The 23239-nt window shown below is 48.0% G+C and carries 17 protein-coding genes; 7 read left to right on the forward strand and 10 right to left on the reverse strand.

Annotated elements, in window-relative coordinates:
* Positions 1-139: 139 nt before the first annotated feature.
* The 8 genes from B067_RS0101675 to B067_RS0101710 all read right to left on the reverse strand — a co-directional run bounded on the left by B067_RS0101675 (position 140) and on the right by B067_RS0101710 (position 12064).
* Positions 140-421 carry a hypothetical protein gene (locus tag B067_RS0101675; protein ID WP_019528311.1) on the reverse strand — a complete coding sequence of 94 codons (282 nt, stop codon included), beginning with the start codon at positions 419-421 and terminating at the stop codon, positions 140-142.
* Positions 418-1077: a tetratricopeptide repeat protein gene (locus B067_RS0101680; RefSeq protein ID WP_019528312.1), complete on the reverse strand. Its 660-nt coding sequence runs from the start codon at positions 1075-1077 to the stop codon at positions 418-420. Before B067_RS0101680 ends, B067_RS0101675 begins: the two co-directional genes overlap by 4 nt.
* Entirely contained in the window at positions 1077-3890 is a 2814-nt protein-coding gene (locus B067_RS0101685) for a tetratricopeptide repeat protein (RefSeq protein ID WP_083921337.1), read from the reverse strand. The genes B067_RS0101680 and B067_RS0101685 overlap by 1 nt, the downstream gene beginning before the upstream one ends.
* Positions 3883-5757 carry a tetratricopeptide repeat protein gene (locus B067_RS0101690; RefSeq protein WP_156820722.1) on the reverse strand — a complete coding sequence of 625 codons (1875 nt, stop codon included), beginning with the start codon at positions 5755-5757 and terminating at the stop codon, positions 3883-3885. Before B067_RS0101690 ends, B067_RS0101685 begins: the two co-directional genes overlap by 8 nt.
* Before the next feature lie 74 nt (positions 5758-5831).
* Positions 5832-6374: a hypothetical protein gene (locus tag B067_RS0101695; RefSeq protein WP_019528315.1), complete on the reverse strand. Its 543-nt coding sequence runs from the start codon at positions 6372-6374 to the stop codon at positions 5832-5834.
* A 30-nt stretch (positions 6375-6404) separates the two neighbouring features.
* Entirely contained in the window at positions 6405-8024 is a 1620-nt protein-coding gene (locus B067_RS0101700; protein ID WP_019528316.1) for a hypothetical protein, read from the reverse strand.
* 12 nt (positions 8025-8036) lie between these two features.
* On the reverse strand, positions 8037-10763 hold the full coding sequence (locus B067_RS19395; RefSeq protein ID WP_019528317.1) for a LamG domain-containing protein: 2727 nt from the start codon (positions 10761-10763) through the stop codon (positions 8037-8039).
* 14 nt (positions 10764-10777) lie between these two features.
* A complete protein-coding gene (locus B067_RS0101710; protein ID WP_019528318.1) occupies positions 10778-12064 on the reverse strand; it encodes a hypothetical protein in 1287 nt (428 codons plus the stop codon).
* A 364-nt stretch (positions 12065-12428) separates the two neighbouring features.
* Between B067_RS0101710 and B067_RS0101715 the strand changes: the two genes are divergently transcribed.
* Genes B067_RS0101715 through B067_RS0101740 form a run of 6 tightly spaced genes read left to right on the forward strand, consistent with a single transcriptional unit; the run spans position 12429 to position 18477 of the window.
* The gene (locus B067_RS0101715) at positions 12429-15212 is read left to right on the forward strand and encodes an HzsA-related protein (protein WP_019528319.1); all 2784 of its coding nucleotides are present in this window, start codon (positions 12429-12431) and stop codon (positions 15210-15212) included.
* Positions 15213-15233: 21 nt separating this feature from the next.
* Positions 15234-15986, forward strand: coding sequence for an SH3 domain-containing protein (locus tag B067_RS19400; RefSeq protein WP_019528320.1), 753 nt, complete (start codon positions 15234-15236; stop codon positions 15984-15986).
* Positions 15956-16591: an outer membrane beta-barrel domain-containing protein gene (locus tag B067_RS0101725; RefSeq protein ID WP_019528321.1), complete on the forward strand. Its 636-nt coding sequence runs from the start codon at positions 15956-15958 to the stop codon at positions 16589-16591. Before B067_RS19400 ends, B067_RS0101725 begins: the two co-directional genes overlap by 31 nt.
* A 39-nt stretch (positions 16592-16630) precedes the next feature.
* Entirely contained in the window at positions 16631-17119 is a 489-nt protein-coding gene (locus B067_RS0101730; RefSeq protein WP_019528322.1) for a TlpA disulfide reductase family protein, read from the forward strand.
* A 1-nt stretch (position 17120) separates the two neighbouring features.
* A complete protein-coding gene (locus B067_RS0101735) occupies positions 17121-17336 on the forward strand; it encodes a DUF4266 domain-containing protein (RefSeq protein ID WP_019528323.1) in 216 nt (71 codons plus the stop codon).
* A complete protein-coding gene (locus tag B067_RS0101740) occupies positions 17323-18477 on the forward strand; it encodes a DUF3570 domain-containing protein (RefSeq protein ID WP_240472819.1) in 1155 nt (384 codons plus the stop codon). The genes B067_RS0101735 and B067_RS0101740 overlap by 14 nt, the downstream gene beginning before the upstream one ends.
* A 19-nt stretch (positions 18478-18496) precedes the next feature.
* On the opposite strand, the gene B067_RS0101745 is transcribed toward B067_RS0101740, so the two are convergent.
* Positions 18497-19480, reverse strand: coding sequence for an FAD:protein FMN transferase (locus B067_RS0101745; protein WP_019528325.1), 984 nt, complete (start codon positions 19478-19480; stop codon positions 18497-18499).
* A 141-nt stretch (positions 19481-19621) separates the two neighbouring features.
* Positions 19622-20782 carry a type III PLP-dependent enzyme gene (locus B067_RS19405; RefSeq protein WP_169335533.1) on the reverse strand — a complete coding sequence of 387 codons (1161 nt, stop codon included), beginning with the start codon at positions 20780-20782 and terminating at the stop codon, positions 19622-19624.
* A 328-nt stretch (positions 20783-21110) separates the two neighbouring features.
* Between B067_RS19405 and B067_RS0101755 the strand changes: the two genes are divergently transcribed.
* On the forward strand, positions 21111-23129 hold the full coding sequence (locus B067_RS0101755; protein WP_019528327.1) for a tetratricopeptide repeat-containing sulfotransferase family protein: 2019 nt from the start codon (positions 21111-21113) through the stop codon (positions 23127-23129).
* The last annotated feature ends 110 nt before the right edge of the window (positions 23130-23239 follow it).

Raw genomic sequence — 23239 nt, forward strand, 5'->3', positions numbered from 1 at the left:
CCTATTGTGACTATCGCTATCGCCCAACAAGCGACTTGTGACACTCGCTAGGCTTTTTTTGATTATATGGTTTAAATTATTAAAAAAGAGCCGCTAAAACACCACCGCTATTTGTTAAAACTGCCAACTCCATAGTATTTTATGGGCTTTTGGCCGCCGCTTTGTCGGCCAATTGCTGACGAAAACGCATCTCCCGTAAAAACTCTTCCCTATCAATATTACTAAACACCTCGGTGGTTATACCTTGCATAGGCTGGTAATTAAGCTGCACCCTATCGGCTTTTTGCCAAGGCATAATATATAACACTTTCGGTTGCTCTTGGTTACCCTTTACCGTGCTTTGCAAGGTCACCATCGGCTGCTGGGCCTGTAGCTTAAAAGGTAACAGCAAAAGCAAACTGATTAGCGTGTAATATTTCATCCCGCCTGCTCCTGTTTTTGTAAACGCCGCTCTATATCAATCACCCAACCCTGCACTTGCTTATAGGCTTTATCCGCAACAAAAGGCTGCGGCGTTTGTTCGCGCAACTGTAAGTACTGTTGGTAGTGCTGTTGGGCATCGGCCAAGCGCCCCATATATAATTCATACAGAATACCTAGGTTACGATGGCTATCAGCATCGTGTTGCCAAACCGCTAGGGCTTTTTGATAAGCCTTTTCGGCCTCGTTAAAACGGCCCTGCTGCCTTAGAAAAATTGCGTAACGGTTATAGGCGGTTAAATTATAGGCATTGACCTGTAAGGCCTTGCGGTAATACTGCTCGGCCAGCTCTAGCTGGCTTAGCTGCTCAGCCACTACCGCCCTATTAACAACGGGGCCTGAGTATTGTGGGTAGTGCTGCATAATCCAGCTTAGGTGCTGCTCAGCCTGTTGCCACTGCTGCGCTTGCATGGCCTCACGGGCATCGGCAAAATAACGCTTCGCTTCGCTGGCCACCGGCTTGGCATTTTGCTGATAGGGGCTGATTAACACGGGTGCTGTTGGCTCGGACTCTGCCCCAGGCTTTTCTACGGACGTGCTACAGGCTGTTATCAATAAGGCCAACAACAGGGCGCTAACATTACGTAATATAGTCATTAGTAAATATCCTCCATTGAATTTTTAACACTTTCTTCCTTGTTGTAACGGGCGGGTAGTAACTTCCTTAAGGCGGTAAAGCTCTCTTTTACCCAGTCGTCGTAAATATTGTTCCAACTATTTTGTATGTTTTGCTCATGTATGGCTATGGCCTTTTCTTCAAAGGGATAGGCCTGTTCCTCTAATAAAATCTCATATTGTTCTAATGCTAGTTCATCTAAGCTATCCGGCCGCTCTGAGTTTATTAAGTCGCGGCTAAGCTGTCCGTAAACCGCGGCTAAACGATATAACGACAAAGTAGCAAAATCTGCCACACCGTATTGCGCTGTTTGTTGGTAGCGTTGCAAAGCTAGGTTTAAGGCTTGCTTCTTTTTTTGCAGTGACTTTTTAATAGGCAGCGTAAGCTTAATCTCTTTAAAGGACTGATAGGCGTCATCGGCAAAGACACTAGAGGCCATGGCCGCCAAATAACGCGAACGCTCGCTGCGCTGCTGCTCATCTGCTTGCATCAATCGTTTTAGCCAAAAGCGTCGTTTTTCATCTTCAGCTGCGGATAAATAAAGCTCATTGAGTTTATTCATGGCCTCTAAATTAATATCAAAAGGCTGTTTATAGTTATGGGCGTAGTTGCGGTAATAGCTAATAGCCTGGCTGCTGTTAGCTGCTTTTTCATAAAGCTCTGCCGTTAAGTAAAGTAGCTGCGCTTTTTTTACGGGATCTTGTTCATTTCGGTAAACCCCTGCCAGCTCATCGGCCGCCAAGCCCCACTGCTCCGTCTCTTGATAAATCACCGCCAGTGTCGCACCCATACCAGCAGTTAAGGTGTGCTGTGGATAGCGCTGACGAAAATCCAATAATAAGTCTGCTGCCTTATCCCAAGCTTTAATCGCATAATAACTACTGGCGGCATCAAATTGGGCATTAACCCGTATGCTGCTAGCAGGTACTTTATTCATCACTCGGGTGAAGTGCTGTGCCGCCAATAAGTGCTGATTGCTGGCTAGTGCCAGCTCACCTTGCTTATAGATGCTGGCGGCATAGCGCTCGTTCAGCGCCTGTAAGCGTTTATCTTTGGGCGGCAACAGTGCTAACACTTCGCTATAACTGGTTTCGGCATAAAAATAATCTTGGGTATCAAAGGCGCTTTGTGCGATTACTAACCAGGCCGACATTGTAATACTGTTATCAGCCGTTGCTCGGTATAAAGCATTACCCGGCGTTAAGGCACTGGCGCTGATGATAGCTTTCTCATAAAGCCCTAATCCTAATTGCGCCTGCGCGCTATTTATTTGTATGGCCGGGCTGCGGCTATCGCCGGGGAAGGCTTGAGTAAAACGTAAACTGCTATCTATTTTAGCTAGGCTGATATTATCTTGGGTAATTTTATAGCTGGGGTCGTCCTGCGCAGGCAGCGGTAAATGATCGTAGCTGAGTATGGCGGCATAGCCGGCCTCTGCAGCTTTTGCGCTGTGGCTATAGTGATAAGCCACACGCTCGTAGCTTGCTATAGCCGCCTGGTAGCTGCCCGACTCATATTGGGTTTCAGCCAATAAAAATAACATATCGGCCGCCAGCTCATGGCGCGGAAAGCTCGCTACAAACAACGCGTAGTAATATGCCGCTTGTTGATAGTGCTGCCGTTGCTGGGCGATTTGTTTTTTATCGGCCTGCTGCGCCAGAGTGTGATAGTAAGACGCTAACTCAGTAATATAATTTTGCAGGCTATCATCTATAGCCGTTTTAATATCCGCACTGCGAGTTTGCCAATAGGACTTGTCGTGTTGGTTATCTGCCACAAAATTAATTTTGCTTTGTAATACTTCTTGTTTAAAACCACCCTGCTGGTACACCTCTATTTGCGCTATTTGATAGCGATAGCGTTGATCTGCCTGCGGGTAGCGTTCAACAAAAGCTTGGTAGCTGTCGGCACTGTCTTTATAGCGCTGTAGGTTTAAATAATAACTCGCTAAGCTTTGGTATAGCTGCGCGGCATAGCGTCGCTCACCCATGCTATCTAAGGTTTGGTTTAAACTTTCTACACCTTCTAAAGTAGAAAAGCTGACGCTAAGCATGCGCAGGCTATCGTTAACTATTTCTTGGTCGCCACGTTCACGGGCAACAGCCTCATCAGAGTGCAGCAACATCAAGTCCAGCGTTAGCATAAAATTTTCTATGGCATAGTCGTAATGAGCCGCTTTAAAATATGACCAGGCCAACATATAGTGCGAGTTTTGGTAATACAGGCCCTCGCCTCTGGCGATAACATGCTTGTAACTCTGTGCAGCTTCTTTATATTTACCTGCTGAAAAACAACTTTCCGCTAAGCGAAACTGTGACTCCACATAACGCGCTGAATCTTGGTGCTCACCCACCAAACCCGTCAAAATAGCCAGCGACTTGTCTTGCTCGCCGTTCATCTCATGGGCTCTAGCTAGTTGGTAGAGGTGCTGATCGGTATTGGCGTCATTAGGGTTATCTGCTAATAGAGCCTCATATGCAGCAATAGTGGCGGCAAATAATTTTTGTTCGCTGCCGGTGCTTTCCGCTAGCAGCTCTTCGCTGCGCAACATTTCTATACCGGCCAAGCGGCTATTCACTTGCCGCCTCACTTCTTGATCGTCACTGGCCTTTAGTGCCGCCACATATAAATCACGTAGTTCATTGAGATTAGCGCTGGGCAACTGCTGATTTTTTACTGGCAAATAGGCAGGCTGCAAGTCCGCCAAGGTAGCCGTTTTTTCTGTAGGGTCACTGCCAAACATCGAGCATGCAGACAGCGAGAGGCTAAGCACTATTAGTGATAATCTATTCATCGCCAACACCCGACTGCTGTGCCGCGGGCTGACTAGCCTGCTGATAACTACCCAAATCGTATAGCCTAGCCACAGCTAGAGTTGCTCTGGCCAAATATTTCTGCAACTGCTGTTTTTGCTGGGTCAGCTCATTGATGGCTGAGATTCGAATAGTCTCGCTGGTTTTGGCTAACTGCTTATCTATTTGCACATGCTGCTGCACTAAACGTTGTTGCAGTTGCTGTAATCTAAATTGAAAAAGGGATTGTGATTTACCATTAACCGCCGCCTGTAAATGCTCGATAGTATTTTGAGTGACGGCCAAGTGCGTATCTAATGCCGCTATAGCCTTGTTTAATTGCCAATGGTTATCGGCATAGCGCTCTTCACTGCGCCACAGCAAAATATCTTCATAACGACTAAGTAAGGCTTGCTCCGTATTCAGATTCTGCCCCTGTTGGCTGAGCTGTGCTATCCGGCCATAAGCCTGATCAACTCTTCGCCATAACTCAAAATCATCACCTTGCGCTAAGCTACGCGCCGGATCAGCGGCTTCTGCTTGCTGTAACTTTTCTGCCAAGGTTTTACGCAACTGTAGTAACTGCTGATACTGGTTTTGATATTTTCTTAATTGGCCGCCTTCGGTGAGTTGCTGCCAGTAGTGCTGCTGCTCGTTATCTACAGCTAATAAATTCTCATGCCTTGCCGACATTTCTAGCACATTTTTTTGTAACACGGTCAAATCATAGTAATCGCGCAGTTTCGCTTGAAAGCTATGTTTAGCAATTAAGTGGGTAATATAAATCGTGTTGTTATCTATAGGGGGCAGCTCACGTTTGGATAACCAGCTTTGATTTAACCCCGTTAAGGAAAATAATTGCCCCAAAGGCTGCTCAGAAAATAAAGTGATCGCCTCGCTCAGCTTGTTAATTTCCTGCTGATAGGACTGCGCCGCCTGTTGATATTCCTGTAATGCTTCGGTTAAACCGCCCAGCTGCTCATAGGCATAGGGCAGGGCCAACATCACCTCTTGTACGGCGGGCAATAATAGTGACTGTTTTCTTAGGGCCTGCCAAGGTGCTAAGGCTTGTTGATAATTTTCGCGCTCACTTTCGGCCAAGCCATATCCCAACAGCGCTTTATCAACCACTAAGCTGTTTAAACTCACACGCCTAAAGGCGACAACCGCCTTTGGGTAATTTTGCTGCGCCATATAGGCATAGCCTGCGGCGGTGTTAGCTTTATCTCTTAGCGCCTGCTCACCCTCATGCCCTAGCATTAAACGTTGCGCTTGCTCGAAAGCCTCACTGGCTTTTGACCATTGCTGCTGTGCCGCATAGGCAGAACCTAAATTAAAATAATAATAAGGCCAATAGATAGACAGCTCAGGCACCGCCAGCATAGTTTGCCGCGATTGCGCCACGTCACCTTGCGCCAGCAACATAGTGGCCTGTAAATACTGCGCTTGTATTTGTAAGCTTGAAGGTTGATCTCTAGTAAAAAATCCGCTGGTTTTTTGCTGGCTAATATAGTCCAACAATTTTATCGCTCGGGGATAATCGCCCTGCTGGTAGACTAATTTTCCCAAATAAAACCAGGCTTTATTTTTTTGCTGCTCATCCAACACTATGGTATCAGCGTGCGCTGGCTTAGCGCTTAGTAAACGGCTAAAAATAGCTTCGGCTTGCTTATCTAAACCGTAAGATAAACTAATACCGCCTTTTAACAATTCGGCATTGGTTTGGTGATTAGGCAGGGCTTGCAACTGCTGTGCTGAAATCAATTCTAATAGAGCATTAAAATAATCTTCTTGATAAAAGTGATACAGTGCCACGCCATAGCGTAAATCTTTAACAGTTTCGGCTTGCAGGGAAAAGGGGGCAGACAATAAAAATCCGGCCGCACAATAGCGAGCCGTTTTAGTGATACGTTTTACTAGCTTAATTATTTTCAACGATTTAACTACCACTCTTTGACAACAAATTCCGGTTGTTGCAAGGCCGTTAAATCGACAATTTTCAGCTCCAGATGTTTGGCGTCACTGTCTTTGTTAAAAGTTATGTCGGTAGCGCGCCGAAAGTTTTCACCCAGAGGGCCAAAGCCGGTAAATACCGCTACCACTTCGTGTTCGCCGCTGCGTACATTGCCTTGATATAAACGCTGAATGGCACCGCGGCGCAAAGCATCGACTTGCTTATCGGTATACAAATAAGAGGACACCATTTCGCCATCCACCATAAGCTTAACGGCGTCTAGTTTAAAATACTCGCCTACATCTAACGACACATAAACCGACAACTGTGTTTCAGCGGGGAACAGTAACTCTTCTTCTAAAATAAACAGGTCTTTATTAAGTTCCAGCACCTGCTCTTTAATGCTTTGCACATCGTCCACCAAGGCCTGCGGCGACTGCGCAAAAACTGCACTATTTAAAAGTGCCACTAAGCTAAAAAGCCAGCAGACGCTGGCCTTGCTGGCTACTTTATTACCTAAGAAACTGAACATAGGATAAAAACCCTGTTTGTTATTATCGAGTTATACCGGCGGGGTTATATAACCACCGGACACACTGGCTAAGGGCTGAAACGCAGTATAGCGCTTACGCTCATCTACCGTTGCCCCTAAGCTCTGGCTGGGGAAGTAACCGGCATTGGCAAAGCTGGTTTCTTCGCCGTGTAAGGCCATGTAGTTGAGTATGACGGTTTCTACCAAAAGATTCACGCTGTTTGCTGCCGGCGTGGCACCGGTTTCTACCGAAGCATCAGAGCGCATCCAGCCTAGCTGTTGATGCATCAATGGATTGCTGGGCATTTGATCTAACAGGGCGGGTCTGCCGCCTACGGGGTCTATTACTAAAAAGAAGGAGGCTCCGGTAGAGGAGTTATCCCCTGTCCACACGCCCTTCTCTATACCGTTAACCATTTCTATCATGCCATTACTGGCCACTGAGCCATCGCTGAACACATAAATCATTAACGGGGTATTTTTTTGCATGGCGTATTCTATGCAAGCCCCTATGCAGCGACCGGCGCGTAAGTCACGTGCCTCACCGGTGCGCCTATCGCCGGTATGATAATCAAAGCCACCCATTTCTATAGTGCCCGCACCGGCGTGACCGTCTATGACTAACTTCATAACCGAGGCGGTTTTTTGAAATTCCCTATCGCCATTAAACTCGGCAGTGGTAAAAATACCGGTGGCATCGTCGACAATAATCGGGTCTACCGAAGGGTCTATCACATTGGGGTCGTTGTATTTTTCCAAGGTATCGGCACTGCGTAGATATTCGCAGCTAATGCGCTCTTTTAATTTAGTATCTTGCGCGGTGGGGGTTACCAAGGTATCGCTCATATCCAGCTTAAAGTCGGTGATATGCTTCATAGCTTCCATCACGGCAACCACATCTTCTGAATTATCTAATAGCTGGTTGAGATCACCCACATCTACCAAACCGCGGGCATCGCTGGCTCTGTCGATTTTGGTCGGGCGTATTTCGGGGTTGATATACATAGAGGGCGCCATAGAATTGCCCCCCGACTCGGTGTTTTCTGAGCCTACCAACTGCAACAACTGGCCACGCAGGCCCGCCTGATAAATACCGTACATGGGATTGTGCGGGTTGTTACCGGTGTCGTTATCGGAACGGCAAGGGATTACCGCACCATTGGTGGCCGCCTGAGCGCCTGCCGAGGCGCGCTCTTGTATACCTCGCAACATGGCACTCTCGGTATGGAACAGTAAGCCCAAGGAATCATCGCTAAAGTCACCGGCATCGTTGGGGGTAATATCGGGGGTTAAGCCCAGCTTTTGATAACCCGCAGTACTTAAGGGGTCTAACTGGCCACCAGGGCCACCCACCAACACATTAGAGCCAGAAATATTAGCGCCGCCGGCCAAATCAAAGCAGATAAATGGAATTTTACGACCCGTTAAATTGGAAAGCTCACAACTGGTGGGGTTGTAATATTTATCAAGTAAACCACCGGATATGCCATGGGCACGCGAGCCCATTAAGCTAAAGATAGAGGTGCCCAGCATCATACCGCCGCCGGCCTTAAAGCCCTGAGAGATGAATTCACGGCGGGTTTTAGGCCGGCTGTGGTCAGGATGCTTTAACGCCTCATCTAGGCCAAAAGTTTTTTTGTTGTTAGCCATTATGTTTACTCGTTAATGTATGGTTAAAGCGCCGCTAGCCAGTATTGCGGTGCAAGCACCTTTTACCACTTCTGCCGTTTTAGCATTTGGGCAAGCGGCATTATTCAAACAATAGCGCAGGCCATCTTTTTTATTGTGGCTGGACGCATCAGGGTCAGGTATATAGCCCGTACCATCGAACACATAGGGGTGATTATCGTTAATATCGGTAATCAGCGTCACCACTCTATCGTATATGCCTGTTCTAGCGGCAAGGCTCAACAGGCCGGTATTCATGCTCTTATCGATCAAAGGATCGACGATGTTGCTACCCCAATAGTTTTCACCTGCCACAGTTTCATCGCTCATTTGCGGATGGGTGGACACATTGCCACTAAAATCAAAACCGGGGAACAAAGCCGTTCTTAAACCCGCATCTTGCACCAATGCATCACAATACGCGGCGGCTAGCTGAGTAATCGCCATTTGATGAGATGACATATAGGCCTGAAAGTTAGCCACCGAAGGCAGCTGCTCTTTAAGCGCAACAAAGGTTTCTGACACAGATTTACCGGTGACTGCACTCGCGGTAGTGCTGGCGCTAGAGACACCGGTAATGCTGGCAAAGCTTTGGTTAATTTGATCGAAGGTGCGCACAATAATATCGGACACGTTGTCATCACCCACTGCGGTAAAGGCATAGCTGGCGGCATCATCCGAACCATCATTAAACACACTGGCGTTGCCATTGATGTCTTCAAAAGCTAAAAAGAACACATCGGGCTCAGGTCCATTAGGGCCGTACTCTTTGGCAATAATAGTGCCCTGCTCGGACAGCACTTGTGCTGGCTGACTAAAACCGACATCGCTAAAGGTGCTGCTATCTACTACCACATTGAGGTTGCTAAAGCTTTGGCCAACTAAGGCCAGCTGGCCATTTATCCCTAAGCGCAATCCCTTTATAGGGAAGCTGAGCGCCGAAGGGCTGGGATTCAAATTAATAAATACCGGCCTGTCGAATAGGTAGCTGGTATCGTCATATTCGCTAACTTCAAAGACGACATAGCAATAATCAATGCGCTCATCAGCTACCCCCACATGGCAGTTGCCGGGGTCGTTAATATGCTCGGCGACACTAAACAGCATGTAGTATTTTTGCCCCACCCCCACAGCGTAGTTGGCGGTAATTTGGGCAGGTGTTAGCTCTCTATCGTGTACCGCCACCATGCGCACCGCACCTTGCCAGGGTCTGTTGCCGCCCACACTATTAGCTATAGTTAGGGCAAAGCCAGCGTTCCAATTGTTTAATGAACCACCGCCTACAGGGTCGGTTAAACCCATATCCACACCATTCACGTAGATTTTGCGGCCGTCTATTGGTGAGTAAGTGGTAACTATATGCTGCAGAGCAGACTGTGCAGCCTCTTGAGCATCCAACGTGGATAGCACAGGCTCGCCACCGTTACCGCTACTCACACTGCTACGCACCGCTACATTGTAGTTATACAGGGATTGCGACAACATAACGTTACGGCTGGTGTTAGAGCCGGAGTAGGCCACCACCCAAGCATCTTCTTGGCTAACGTTAAAAGGCACTACCCAAGCTTCTATACTGTATTCACCGGTTAGCGATAACTGGCCACTGAGTTTGGTGCTGGTTTCTACCGCGCCTTGCACACGGCCACCGTCAAAGCGCATACCCCAGCCACTTATCCATTCATGATCGCCACTAGCGGTTAATACGATAGCGGGATCTACACCACTGGTATCGGCTACAGTTATGCCTTCACCTTCTCTAAATTCCCACTTAGCTAACAATGAGCCTTCGACGCGGCCGCCAGTGCTGGCCACGATGCCATCGCGCACCAAACCCTGTGCTGAACTGATTTTATTGGCGACTACATCCAGCTCCACCAGCGGTACTAAATCGGCAAAACGAGTAATTGCGTCCTCGAATTCGGTGGCTATGGTATTACAGTCGCTACCGCAGTTATGACGCTCCTGTGCTACGCGTACCACGATACGCGATTCACTAGGGCTTAATAAATTCACTTTGCCACGTAAGGCATCGTAGGCGATGTCATTATCCGAGCTGGCAAAAAAAGGCGTTTGCGCCTGAGCGCTGGTATCGGAGTGACAGCCCGAGCAATAGCTGCGCAATAACCCTAATAATTCAGTGCTATCGCTCAAGGGCAGTAATGCCTCGGCATCGTTATAACTCACGGGCAAGCGCTTGCTCGCGGCTGGCGAGTAATAGGTGCGCGGCAATAGGGTGACGCTGGTGACGCCCTCCGCCAAGCCCGCGGCCCAGCGCTCTATATAAGCCTGTATGGTAACGGCACAGGTCGCATCGCCACCGGGTATCCAGCAGTTATGGCCGTTAGCCACTCGCTCTACCACTTTCGATTTGGCCGGGTCAGACAAATTCACCACGGTATTAGCAGACTGCCAAGCTAGGTTAACATCGTCTTGATTAACAAAATGGATGGGCGCGCCGCCGCCAGGGGTGTGGCAGGAGCCACAGCGATTATCTTTTACCAATTTGTCGTAAAAATTAATTTTGAAATTTTGAATTTTGCTGCTGGAAGGCGACGGACCTGAGTAAACAAACTCGGGCTCGCTTAAGTCACCACTAAGGTCGTTTTCTCTATCACTGCCACCACCGCCACTGCCGCCACTACAGGCCGACAGCATTGCAGTAAGGGCTAAGAGCGCCAAGCTAAGGCTGAAGGTTTTGTTGATATTCATCTTATTATCCATGCACCTACTCCCTGTTATAGATGGTTAGAGCAGGCCACGGCCACTTCGGCGAATACACGCTTCATATTGCCGCTGACGCTGAAATTGGTGGTAATGCTATTGACGTCGGCAGTATCGCCGGGGCCTGGCTCACGGCCACAAACACTGCGATAGGTCTTTTTCACCTGGCAGCTATTAAAGGCTTTGCTGTGGGCCAGTTCCGCACCTAAAGAGCTCGCACCCACACCTTCGGAGTACTGCGGGTTTAGCGCTAAGTTAGCGCCGTCGTTATCTGCTGCCGTGTTGAGCCAACCTATGCGCTCGCTGTTATCACCCAAACGCCAGTAGTTAGTCCAGTGATTGTTCGGGGTGACATAACCTGGCGAGAAATTACCGGAATTAATGTGGTATTTGGCCTGTACAGCCCCAGAGGTATAAACCATTTGCCCTAGCTCTTCGCGCTCTTCTTGGCTTTTTGCACCATGTATAGGGTCAGTTTCAGAAGGATACTCGTATTGATGATAGGCATAGGCTTGTGCCATAGGATCCATGCCGCTATGGCAGCCCACGCACTGGTTTAAAAACAGCGTGCTATCGAGTCCGGGGCTGCGAGAAACATCTTGGCGGACACGGTCGGAGGGGCGGGAGGTATCCTTTAGCTGCTCTAAATCCATACATAAGTGGTTAACTAAGTTATACCTAAACATCGCGCGATTGGTGCCATCAATAAAAAAAGCTCTGGCGGCGGCGCGAGTGGTTTGCACGCCGGCAACACCGGCAGCAGATATACCCGTAATGGCTGACTGCACCTGTTGTTGCAGCACCGCGGGATCGCCCATGTTCTCGGCGCTGCTCTCTAAATCTTCGTAGTGGGTATTGTTACTATTGGAATAAGGAGCTAAACCGCTGACATTGCTGGTATAAATAATGTCTGCAGCGAGCAAGTCACGAAAATCTACCGAAGAATCACTATCGCGCACCATGCCTATCACGGTAGCGCTATAATCGTTCAGCGACGCAAAAACATTAAAGGATTGATTGGTGGCGGGGGTCGCCCAATTTTTTACCAGCACATTATAAAAATTGCCATTGGCGGGTTCAGCAGGGTTACCTCCCTGCGCGGGCGCACCATCCATAGCATATTCGGCAGCATCGACAGCATTGCTAGCAATTATCGCTGCCTCCATCGCCGCCAGCATGTTTTCAGTGGGGGGCGTGCCCGTCAGCCTATCGTGTATTCTGCGGGCCTGTTCGCGCGGGCCTGCCATGCTTAAGCTGGGCAGCAATACGGTTACGATTAACAGGGGTATCCAAGCTTTCATCTTCCCTCCCGAAGAATGCGGGCAACTATAGTGGCGACCTAACTTAATAGTGGCTACCTATTGTTACTTTTATGTTGCTATCGCCACCAGCGTCATGCGGTGTCAGCCTAGGCAGGTATCATAGCGTTATGGCTGCAATAATAAATGGTATGAGGGAAATAATCGTGACTTTGAACACAAACTAAGCAAGTTTGTTACAAATTATTAACCCCTAACCCATTAGGCACTATAAAATACCGCCTATAAGCTAAGAATAAGCACTATTGATTGATAACAAGTGATAACCATTAAAAGGATCGCTACATCACATGGACGCCACTCGCCACTTATCAAGGCGCTATAAGCTAGCGCCACACAAGGCATTATGAATAACTTTTTACGGCTAAGCTGTCTCAGCTCACTGGTTCTGTTATACGCCTGTACCGGCGGTGGCGGTGACAGCAGCGACACCATTTCGGCCGACGATGCCGACCCGGTTACAGTTACTTTGCCCATAGCCTATGTTAAGCGCCCGCTGCCCAGCACCCCGCCCAATTTCAAAGCACCCACCGCCTTTAGCCCCGGCGCCGAACTGATTGTGCGCAACCCTTCGGGCTTTAACGGTGAGGAGATCAACCTCAATAGCAAAATACGCGCTATCGTGGCCGCCGAGCTGAGCGTCAGCAGCGCCAGCTTACGTTTAGATATCAAAGATTTAGAAACCTCTTACAACGGTAAAACCCTGCTATTTGCCGCTAGAGTGGTACCCAGCCCCGTCGCCACCAATCTGGAATTTACTACGTGGAACCTGTGGCAATACGACTTTGTTAGCCAGCAAGTTAGCTATGTAATGGCCTCGCCACTACTACGCAACGAGGGCGTGGAGTATGGCAGCGCCCAAGATACGGCTCCTCATTTTTTAACCGATGACCGCATCGTGTTTAGCTCTACCCGCCAACATATAGAACAGAGTAACCAGCTGGATGAAGGCCGCGGCCAAATCTACTCCACTTTTAGACAGGGGCTGATAGCGGGAGAAGAAGAACCCTCTTCGGTGCTGCATATTTTTGACCCTGACGACCTCGCCGACCCCATTACTCAGATCTCCTTTAACCGCAGCCACGACCTAGACCCAGTGGTACGCAGCAGCGGCGAGATTGTTTATAGCAAATGGATAAGCACCCCCGGCAACGACCAAATTAGCTTATTCAGAGTCAACCCCAGCGGCAGGCATAGCTCTTTACTCTATGGTTACCACAGCGGTGACGGCGGCTCCGCCGGCACTCAAGTTGAATACACCCAAGCTCGCGAGCTGGCCGATGGCCGTTTGGCCGCCATCATCAAAACCGCTGACAGCCCCACGTTAGGCGGCAACCTGGTTGTTATTGATGAAGAAAACTTTGTCGACAACAACATAGGCGTTTGGCCGCAGCTTAGCCGCGTAGGCAAAGGCCAGAGCACACTGACCGGCTTAACCGTACGCACCGACAGCCAGCGTTCCAGCGGCGGCCAGTTCACTGCCTTTTACCCACTGGATGATGACGAACAACGCCTACTGGTTAGCTGGAGCCCCTGCCGCATAATGGTTAACGGCATTGCCACTCCCTGCAATGTAGTGCCCGAGGCCAGCGACGAAGTGTTGGCGCCACCGCTATACGGGGTATGGCTATACAACCCCAATAGCGATACTCAACAACCGGTAGTGTTAGGGGAAGAAGGCTATTACATCGCCGAAATCGTGGCTGGTGTTGAGCGCGCATTCCCCGGTATTGCCGCCGAGTTGGGCGAGGTCTACAGCGACTTGGCTACCGATAACCAGGCGCTACTGGTTATCGACAGCATCTACGACCTAGACGGGCTAGATATCTCACCCGCAGGCATAGCCCAGCACGCCACCCCCGGCAGCGCCGACTTTCTAGCCAGGCCCGTGCGCTATATGCGCGTTACCAAACCCATACAAGACACTTATGAGGATATCTTAGACCCGCCCAATTACGCCTTTGGGGTTAACACTAACCAACCCATGCGTGAAATTTTAGGTTACGCCACGGTAGAGCCCGATGGCTCCGTAGCAGTGGCTATACCCGCTCAGACTAATTTCACCTTTAATTTTCTCGACCAGAACGGTCACAAAACCAGCTCCTCACGCCACAACTACTGGCTCTACGCTGCCCCTGGTGAAGTCATCCACTGTAGCGGCTGCCACGACGCCGGCAGCACTGTGCCCCACGGCCGCACTGACTCGCGAGTAGACTCTTCTAACTCTGGTGCCAGCAACCTAGGTTCGCGCTTAGGCTATCCCGTGACCTCCCCCAGCCTGTATGCCAGCGCTGAGGGCCAAACTATGGCGCAAATCTACCTACAGCATAATCCGCCACGCCAACTCACCTTAAACCCTAACTACATCGACATATGGAGCGACACCGCCCTAGTCACCGCCGAAGCGTCTATAGATTACAGCTACCCCGCCGACTGGACCGATGAAGACAGCCTACCTGCAGGCACCGACAATATCGCCGCCGGTAAATCCATGGTGCGAAAAAACCTAGATGAAGATAAACCCAGCCGTATCGTGATTAACTACGAAGATCACATCCAACCGATATGGGAACGAGAGCGTACCGATGCCCTTAGCGACACGGTTACCTGCACCGGCTGCCACAAAGAAGCCAGCAGTGTTATCCCCCCCGGGCAACTTGATTTAACCGGCGTGCCTTCAGACCTCAATCCCACTGAACATATGCGTTCTTACCATGAGTTGCTTAGAGGTGATATCAAAAACGCGCTAGATGGCCCCGGCGGCAATGTGGTGAACAGAACCCGCACCTGCGTAGTGGATGTGCTAGATGCCGACGGCAATGTTATAGGCACCGCCAACCAAACCGTTAACATCACCATAGGTGGCAACCTCTCCTCGGCCGGTGCCCGCAATAGCAGCCGCTTTTGGGGATGCTTTAATGCCAGCGTATGTGGCCGCAACAATATTGCCGAGCCGGCACTGCCCGCCAACTGTACCGAAGACCAAGACCCCAGCTTATCAACACCCACCTCGGGTACTTATGACCACACAGGGCTATTAAGCAATGCCGAATTGCGGTTACTATCAGAATGGCTGGACATAGGGGCGCAGTACTATAACAATCCCTTCGACCCCAGAATCGTGCCCTAACCACCCAACAATAAAAGCGCTGTGATAAAAATAACTAGCTACACCACATTCTTGTTTTTGCTACTAACACTGAGCTTTAGTGTTAAAACTTTAGCCGATAGCGATTATTTTCAAGCGCAGATAGCCGAGCCTTATCTCAATATCCATCAGGGCCCAGGTAAAGGTCACACGGTTTTTTACGTGGCCGAGCGCGGCGAAACCATTAGCATTATTAAAAGCAAAACCGACTGGTACAAAGTAGAAACCGCAAAAGGCATACAGGGCTGGGCCCACGCGACAGCAATAGCCCTCACCCTAGATAGCCGCAACCAACCCTTGGATATATCGCTGCCCGATTTTGCCAGCAGCCAACACCGAACATGGGAAACAGGTTTTGCAGTAGGTGATTTTGAAGGCAGTGATGCCATTAGCGTATACGGCAGTTATTTTTTAACCGACAACCTCTCCGTGGAAGTCAGTTATTTGGAAACCTTTGGCCTCACCAGTAATGGTACTGGCGCTTTTCTAGGGTTAAGCCACCAGCCCTTCCCTCAGTGGCGTATCTCGCCGTTTGTAACAGTAGGCGGCGGTTTTTATGAGACACGGCCCAAGTCAAACTTGGCGGCCACCAAAAAACGCAAGGATAATGTCAGTTTTGCGGCAGCGGGGTTACGTATGTATTTAGCCCAACGCCTATTACTAAGGCTGCAATATACTAATTATCTGGTAATTTCTAACCGAGACGACGACGAAGAAATAGAAGCATGGACATTAGGCATAAGCGCATTTTATTAACGTTGCTTAGCTTGGGTTTTGCCACGGCAGCCCTAGCTGAAGAAAACAACGAACAAATTATCATCCCCGACATAGACCGACGTGAAATCGGTATAGATGCTATAGACAGCGAAAACTTCGCTATTAGCGTACACGCAGGGGTGATTAGCATAGAAGACTTTGAAACCACCGATTTAGAGTTATATCGCTTTGCTTGGCATGTTACCGAATATTTATTTTTTGAAGCCAGCTACAGCAAAGCCCAGGGTGATTTAACCAGCTATGAAGAGCTAGTCGGCGGCACGCCGCTATTTGTTGAGGACCAGCGCGAATTCACCCAAACCAATATTGCTATAGGCTTTAATATATTGCCAGGCCACATCCATTTTAGTGACCGATTTAATTTTAACTCTAACTTTTACCTCACCTTAGGCGCTGGTAACACGAAGTTTTTAGGCGATGACTGGTCTACCGTCACCTACGGCGGAGGCTATCAATTATTGCTTACCGATTATTTAGCGGTGCACATAGACGTGCGTGACCATATTTTTGACCGCGAAACCTTTGGCCGCGAAGAAACCACCAACAATATAGAATTATCTATGGGTTTGAGTTACTTCTTTTAAGCAGTTAATTTAAGCACCCATCGCATACGAGGCATTAACATGACAAAGCGTTTATTGATTCCACTGCTAGCAGTTTTTTTCAGCAGCCTAAGCCTAGCCGAAGGCCTTAACAAGCCCGCGCCCGACTTTACCTTAAAGAGTAACCAGGGCAACAATATTCGCTTAAACGAATTAAAAGGCAATGTGGTGCTATTAAACTTTTGGGCCTCATGGTGCGGCCCCTGCCGCAAAGAAATGCCTGAACTAGATAAGCTACACAAAAAATACCAGCGTTTGGGCTTTACCGTATTGGGTGTGAATGTAGAAGAAGATAACAGCGCCGCCAATAAATTATTAGCCGCCAACCCTGTCGACTTCCCCATACTCTACGACAGCGAAAACAACGCCAGCAAATTGTATGAAGTGAGCGCCATGCCCACCACCGTTATCATAGACCGCGACGGCAATATGCGTTTTATGCATTTAGCCTATCAAGCAGGCTATGAAAAAATGTACGAAAAACAAATCAAACAATTAATACGCGAATAATATGAAACAACTGCTTTTACTATTGTTACTCGCCGGCATAACAGGCTGCTCTATCCAGCCCTGGGTAAAACCCTATGAGCGCCAAAATATGGCCGATCCCATTATGAGCTTTGATGCTAACCCCGTGGCGGATGCCTATACTCACCATGTTTATCAATCCCGGGAGGGTGCCCGTGGCGCTGAAGGCGGTGGCGGAGGTGGTTGTGGTTGTAACTAAACTATTCAAGCTAGCCTTACTGGCGACAGTCGTTATTAGCCAAGCCAGCTATGCGGTGGTGTTACCAGAGGAGCGCGCCGACGCGCTATACCACAGCTATGATGGCGGCGGTGTTACCATAGACGGCCCCTCTATTTTAGTACGCAAAAACTTTGCCGAAACCGTATCGATTAACGCCAATTATTATGTGGATAATGTCAGCAGCGCCTCTATCGACGTCACCACCAGCGGCGCCAGCGAATACACCGAAGAGCGCACTGAGTACAGCGTAGGTCTCACGTATTTAGCCGACAAAAGCTTGTTATCTGCCGGTATTACCCGCAGTGACGAAAACGATTACCAGGCGGACAGCAGCTACTTGAGCATTAGCCAAGATATGTTTGGCGACCTAACCACCATTAGCTTTGGCTATGCCAGAGGCAATGACACCGTAGGCCAAAATGGCAACGATAGCTTTGAAGAAACCATAGACAGGCAAAACTATCGCTTTGGCCTTAGCCAAATACTCACTAAAAACCTCATCATGGGTTTTAATTATGAAAACATTAATGATGAAGGTTTTTTAAACAACCCCTATCGCAACTACCGTTTTTTAACCAACCCCTTAGATGCCAGCCAAGGCTATCAATTATCGCAAGAGGTATACCCCAGCACCCGCACCAGTGATGCCGCCTCGCTGCGACTAGCCTATTACCTGCCCTACCGCGCGGCGATTAAAGCGGAGTACCGTTATTTCACTGACGACTGGGGCATAGAGGCGAAGACCTACCAGCTTAATTACACCCATCCTATAGGCGAGCACTGGGTGATTGATCTTAAGTACCGAACCTATGAGCAAACTCAGGCCGATTTTTACGGCGACTTATTTTTATTTTCCTCACAGGACGAGAAAGATTACCGCGCCAGAGATAAAGAGCTTAGCGACTTTGACAACAACACTATAGGCATAGGGGTGAGTTATTTTTTCCCTACCTTTACTAAATATATAGAAAAAAGCAAAGTGAGCTTGCAGTGGGACTACATAGACTTTAACTACAACAACTTCACCAACCTAGATGACGAAGGCGCCGCCATAGGTGAAGAAGAGTTATATAACTTTGATGCCAATGTGATTAAATTTTATTTCAGCATTTGGTATTAGTGAGACTAACCAGTACAGCTTATTGCGACATCAGTAAATCGTCGGAGCAATGCAACAAACCCTGGCCATCAATAATAATGGCATCTATGCCTGGCAGTTGGTTAATTAAGGCCAAGCCCTTGCTAACCCCCAGTACAAACACCGTGGTGGACAGCGCATCACTATCAATAGCTTTATTCGCCAACACACTCACACTTTGCACTGCAGGTGCCGAGTAACTGGTTTTTGGATTAATAATATGGTGATGCCTAACATCACCCTCCATAAAAAAGCGCTCGTAATCCCCCGACGTAGAAATGGCCGTATCGGCTAGCGGTATACGCAGGGCATGCTTATTTTTATCTCGCGGATGCCGTATGCCCATCACCCAAGGCTTGCCGTGTTTATCACCTAGTATACGACTATCACCGCCCGCGCTGACTATGGCTGAGGTTATGCCGTGTTTGGCCAATAACGCTATACCCTGATCTACCGCATAGCCCTTGGCTATGCCGCCTAAATCTATGCTAATTCTTTTGTCGCTAAAAAAAAGGGTTTCGGCGTTTTCATCTAGCTGTATATTGCGGTAGTTAATGGCCCCCTGCATGGCTTTGCGCTGCTGCTCGCTGGGTTTTTTACCGGCACGAAAATTATAAAACCGCGACACCGAAGCAAAGCTAATATCAAAAGCGCCCTCACTCAACTGAGAATAAAATAAGGCTTTGTTAATTATTTGCACCAACTCGTCGGAAATAAGCACCGGCGCTATCGCCGCCTGACGATTAATCGCCGCCAGCTCACTGTGCTCATCCCAAGGGTTCATGGCTTTGTCTATGCGGCGCATTTCTGTAAACACCGCCTGCATAGCGCGCTGGCCTTGCGGCTCGTCATCAGCCCATAACTCCACTGTCACGCTGGTGCCCATAATAGCCTGGCTATCGCTTAGCCAAACAGCATAGGCCGAGCTAGAAAAAACCATGGCGCAACAGAATACGCCGGCGATAAGCTTAGTTATTTTTTGCACAGCTTTTCCGTTTACAGGGTTATTAGTAAACGAAACTATAAATTAGCTAGCCGGTGCTGGCCATCTTTATATAAAAGTGACTGGCATAAAAAAACCCAGCACCGACTAACGGGGCTGGGTTTTTAGGCTTAGCAATAAAGCCTATAGTAAGGTTTCCGCTTTATAGGGGAAGCCCTTCTCTACATAAACGTAGCGGTTAGAGGTAAAGCCATTAAACTCAGTAGCCGTAGAAGAGCCATAGCCGCCCATTAAGCCAAACTCTATCCAGTCGCCTTCAGCTACATCAGCGGGCAATAGTGGCTGGTGAGCAAACTTATCTAGCGAGTCACAGGTAGGGCCCCAAACCGTGAAGGGCTGCTCACTACCACTATGCTCTTCACCATTTCTAAATACCCGTACAGGGTGAACAATGGGAGAGAACAGCTGCTCCATAAAGCCGCCGTATATGCCGTCGTTTAGAAAAACGGTGTTATCCGCACGTCTGTGCTTAACGCGGGTAACTAGCGAAACACTAGAGTCTACCAGCGCACGGCCAGGCTCGCACACCAAGGTGCAGCTGCTGCTATCAAAATGCTCGTTAAAGGACTGCCCTATGGTCGCGAAAAACTCTTCTAAATTAGGCAGCTGCTCACCGATATAACGGCTGGGGAAACCACCTCCTACGTTTAAAGTTTCTATTGCTACGCCTGAACGCTTAACAATACTCGCTGCAGTGACTATATAGTCGCTATAAGAGCCAGTCTTGGCACACTGTGAACCCGGGTGGAAGGTTAAGCCGCAGCGATAACCCGCCGCCTGTACTTTTTGTAGCAGGCGTATGGCCTCTTCTTCGCCGGCGCCAAACTTGGCGCTCAAGTCGTACTTGGCGTTGTTGCTTGGGATTTTAAAGCGCAGCGTTAGCTCTACATTGCTATCGTCACCAATCACTGAGCGCAGCTTTTCAAACTCTAACTCGTCGTCAAAACAAAAACTGCGTACAGCGTATTCATTATAGGCCAGCTCAATTTCAGAGCGCGCCTTGATGGGGTTGTCATACAGTAAGTTGGCTTCAGGCATAATACCGCGCACCAAGGCTATCTCGGCTATAGAGGCTACATCGTAGGTACCCACGCCATTGGCGGCCAGTTCTTTCACTAGCTCTGGGGTAGGATTGGCCTTAACCGCATAGGCGATGACACCGGGGAAGCCCTCTAAAAAACGCTTAGCCTGCCTAGCTAGTGCCTCAGTTGATAAACAATACATTGAATCCAAGGGCGCAGTTTGCTGGATCAACTGGGCGGTATCGCGGTAACGGTTAGACATTTTTAACTCCATCAACAGATCATCACAGGGCTGGCTTCGGGGAGTACCTGAACATTACATGAGCAGTACCTATCGAAGCTTAGCTTAAAATAAGTAGGCTAAAACCACTGGATAATAAAAATACAACATGATTGAAGCAGCACTGTAACCTCTATAGCTAAATAGACAAGCCAAAAAATGTTAATGGCAGGTAAGGAATTGTAAATAGCACACCATGCCTCCCCCTGTATACAAGCCCTCACTTAACACAGCGATAACATTGAACTAGAACTATATCCGTAATGGTCTATCATCCATTGTGTATACATGAAAATAATATGGAGACCCGATGAACTCTAGCTCTCAAGCTATTAGCTCTGTTGACTTAGCTTTATCTCATACCAAAAAACTCTTGGACTTAGCTCCCAAAAAAGCCATAGAGCAAGCAAATGAAATACTTGCAGCAAGCCCAAACCACCCGCACGCGCTATTACTTTTAGCCATAGGCCTGCGTAAATGTGGCGAGCACGAGCAAGCACATATAATCTTAACCAGCCTAGCTAAATCTCAGCCCTATAGTGCAGAGGTTCACTACCACTACGCCCTATCCCTAGCAGAATCGGGTCTTGGCTTAGACGCAATAGCAGCACTAAAACACACGCTATCCCTTAACCCTAAGCATACTGAAGCGTGGCGCATGCTTGGTGATCATCTGCATACTATAGGCGAGTCCGAGGCTGCCGATTCAGCCTATAAAAACCACGTCAAAACATCGACTAATAACCCTGCTCTCATGCAAGCGGCGGCCGCATTATACGGCCAACACATACCCGAAGCAGAAGCTCTACTGCGCAAGCATTTGGCACAATCGCCAACGGACGTTGTGGCAATTAGGATGCTAGCAGAAATCGCGTCAAGAGTAGGTCGCTCAGGTGATGCGGAGCAACTCCTTTTCAGATGCCTAGAGTTATCACCCGGTTTTACCGCCGCACGACAGAACTACGCACTAGTTCTGTATAGAAATAATAAGCTTAATGAATCTATAGAACAGCTTGATACCTTAATGGCTGAGGATAAACTATACCCGGGCAATAGGAATTTGCGCGCTGTAGTATTAAGTCGCATTGGCGACTACGATGAAGCCGTAAAAATTTACGAGAAACTTCTCAGTGATTACCCTAAACAAGCAAAGATATGGCATAGCTACGGCCATGCCCTAAAAGCAGCCGGTAACCAGAAAAAAAGCATAGACTCGTATAAAAAATGCATAGAGCTAACACCTAAATATGGCGAAGCTTATTGGAGCCTAGCTAATTTAAAAACCTTTCGCTTCACCGAGCATGAGACCAACACCATGCTGGCACACTTAGAGAACGTCGATCTCAGCGACCACGACCGTTATCATTTTGAGTTCGCGCTAGGAAAGGCTTACGAAGATTCAAAAAACTTTAAAGAATCGTTTGATCATTACCACAATGCAAACTCAATCAGAAAAAAAAGTATCGCGCATAACAGGAAAGCAACATCAGTAAAAACTCTAAGATCAAAAGATATTTATACAAAGCAAATTTTTAGAGATAAAAAAGGACTAGGATTCCCCGCTAACGATCCTATTTTTATCATAGGCATGCCAAGAGCTGGATCTACACTATTAGAGCAGATTTTATCATCTCACTCTCTGGTAGAAGGAACCATGGAACTGCCAGAGGTTATAAATATTGCAACAGAGATTAGAAAAAACTCATCCATGCCTGAATCCAACTACCATGAAACACTACTATCACTTAATGCTAGTGAACTACACAACCTTGGCGAAAAATATTTAGAACGGACAAAAATACAGCGCAAAAGTGACAAGCCCTATTTCATAGACAAAATGCCTAATAATTTCACCCATATAGGCCTCATACATATGATGCTACCTAATGCCAAAATTATTGACGCAAGAAGACACCCTATGTCCTGCTGCTTTTCAGGGTACAAACAACATTTTGCCCGCGGCCAAAGCTTTAGTTATAACTTAAAAGATATAGGGCAATACTATTCAGACTACGTCAATCTTATGGCTCATTTTGATCAAGTATTACCCGACCGTATTCATCGCGTATTTTATGAAAACATGGTGGAAAATACAGAACTGGAAATCAGGCGTTTATTAGCATATTGCGGGCTACCATTTGAAGAACAATGCCTGCGTTTTTTTGAAAATGAAAGACCGGTAAGAACACCTAGCTCAGAACAAGTTAGATCACCCATTTACAAAGAAGGAGTAAACCAATGGCGTAATTATGAACCTTGGCTAGATGACTTAAAACAGACTCTTGGAAATGTAGCAGACACATATCCAGAAACCCCAACCTTTAACTAACCAACCCTAAGAACACAATCATTAATACTTAACAAACCAAGTACAACTGCTTGAATAGAAGAAAATGTATATTAAAAAATAATAAGGCGTTAAACATCACGACAGACAAA

The organism is Dasania marina DSM 21967, assembly GCF_000373485.1.
GTDB classification, from domain to species: Bacteria; Pseudomonadota; Gammaproteobacteria; order Pseudomonadales; family Dasaniaceae; genus Dasania; species Dasania marina.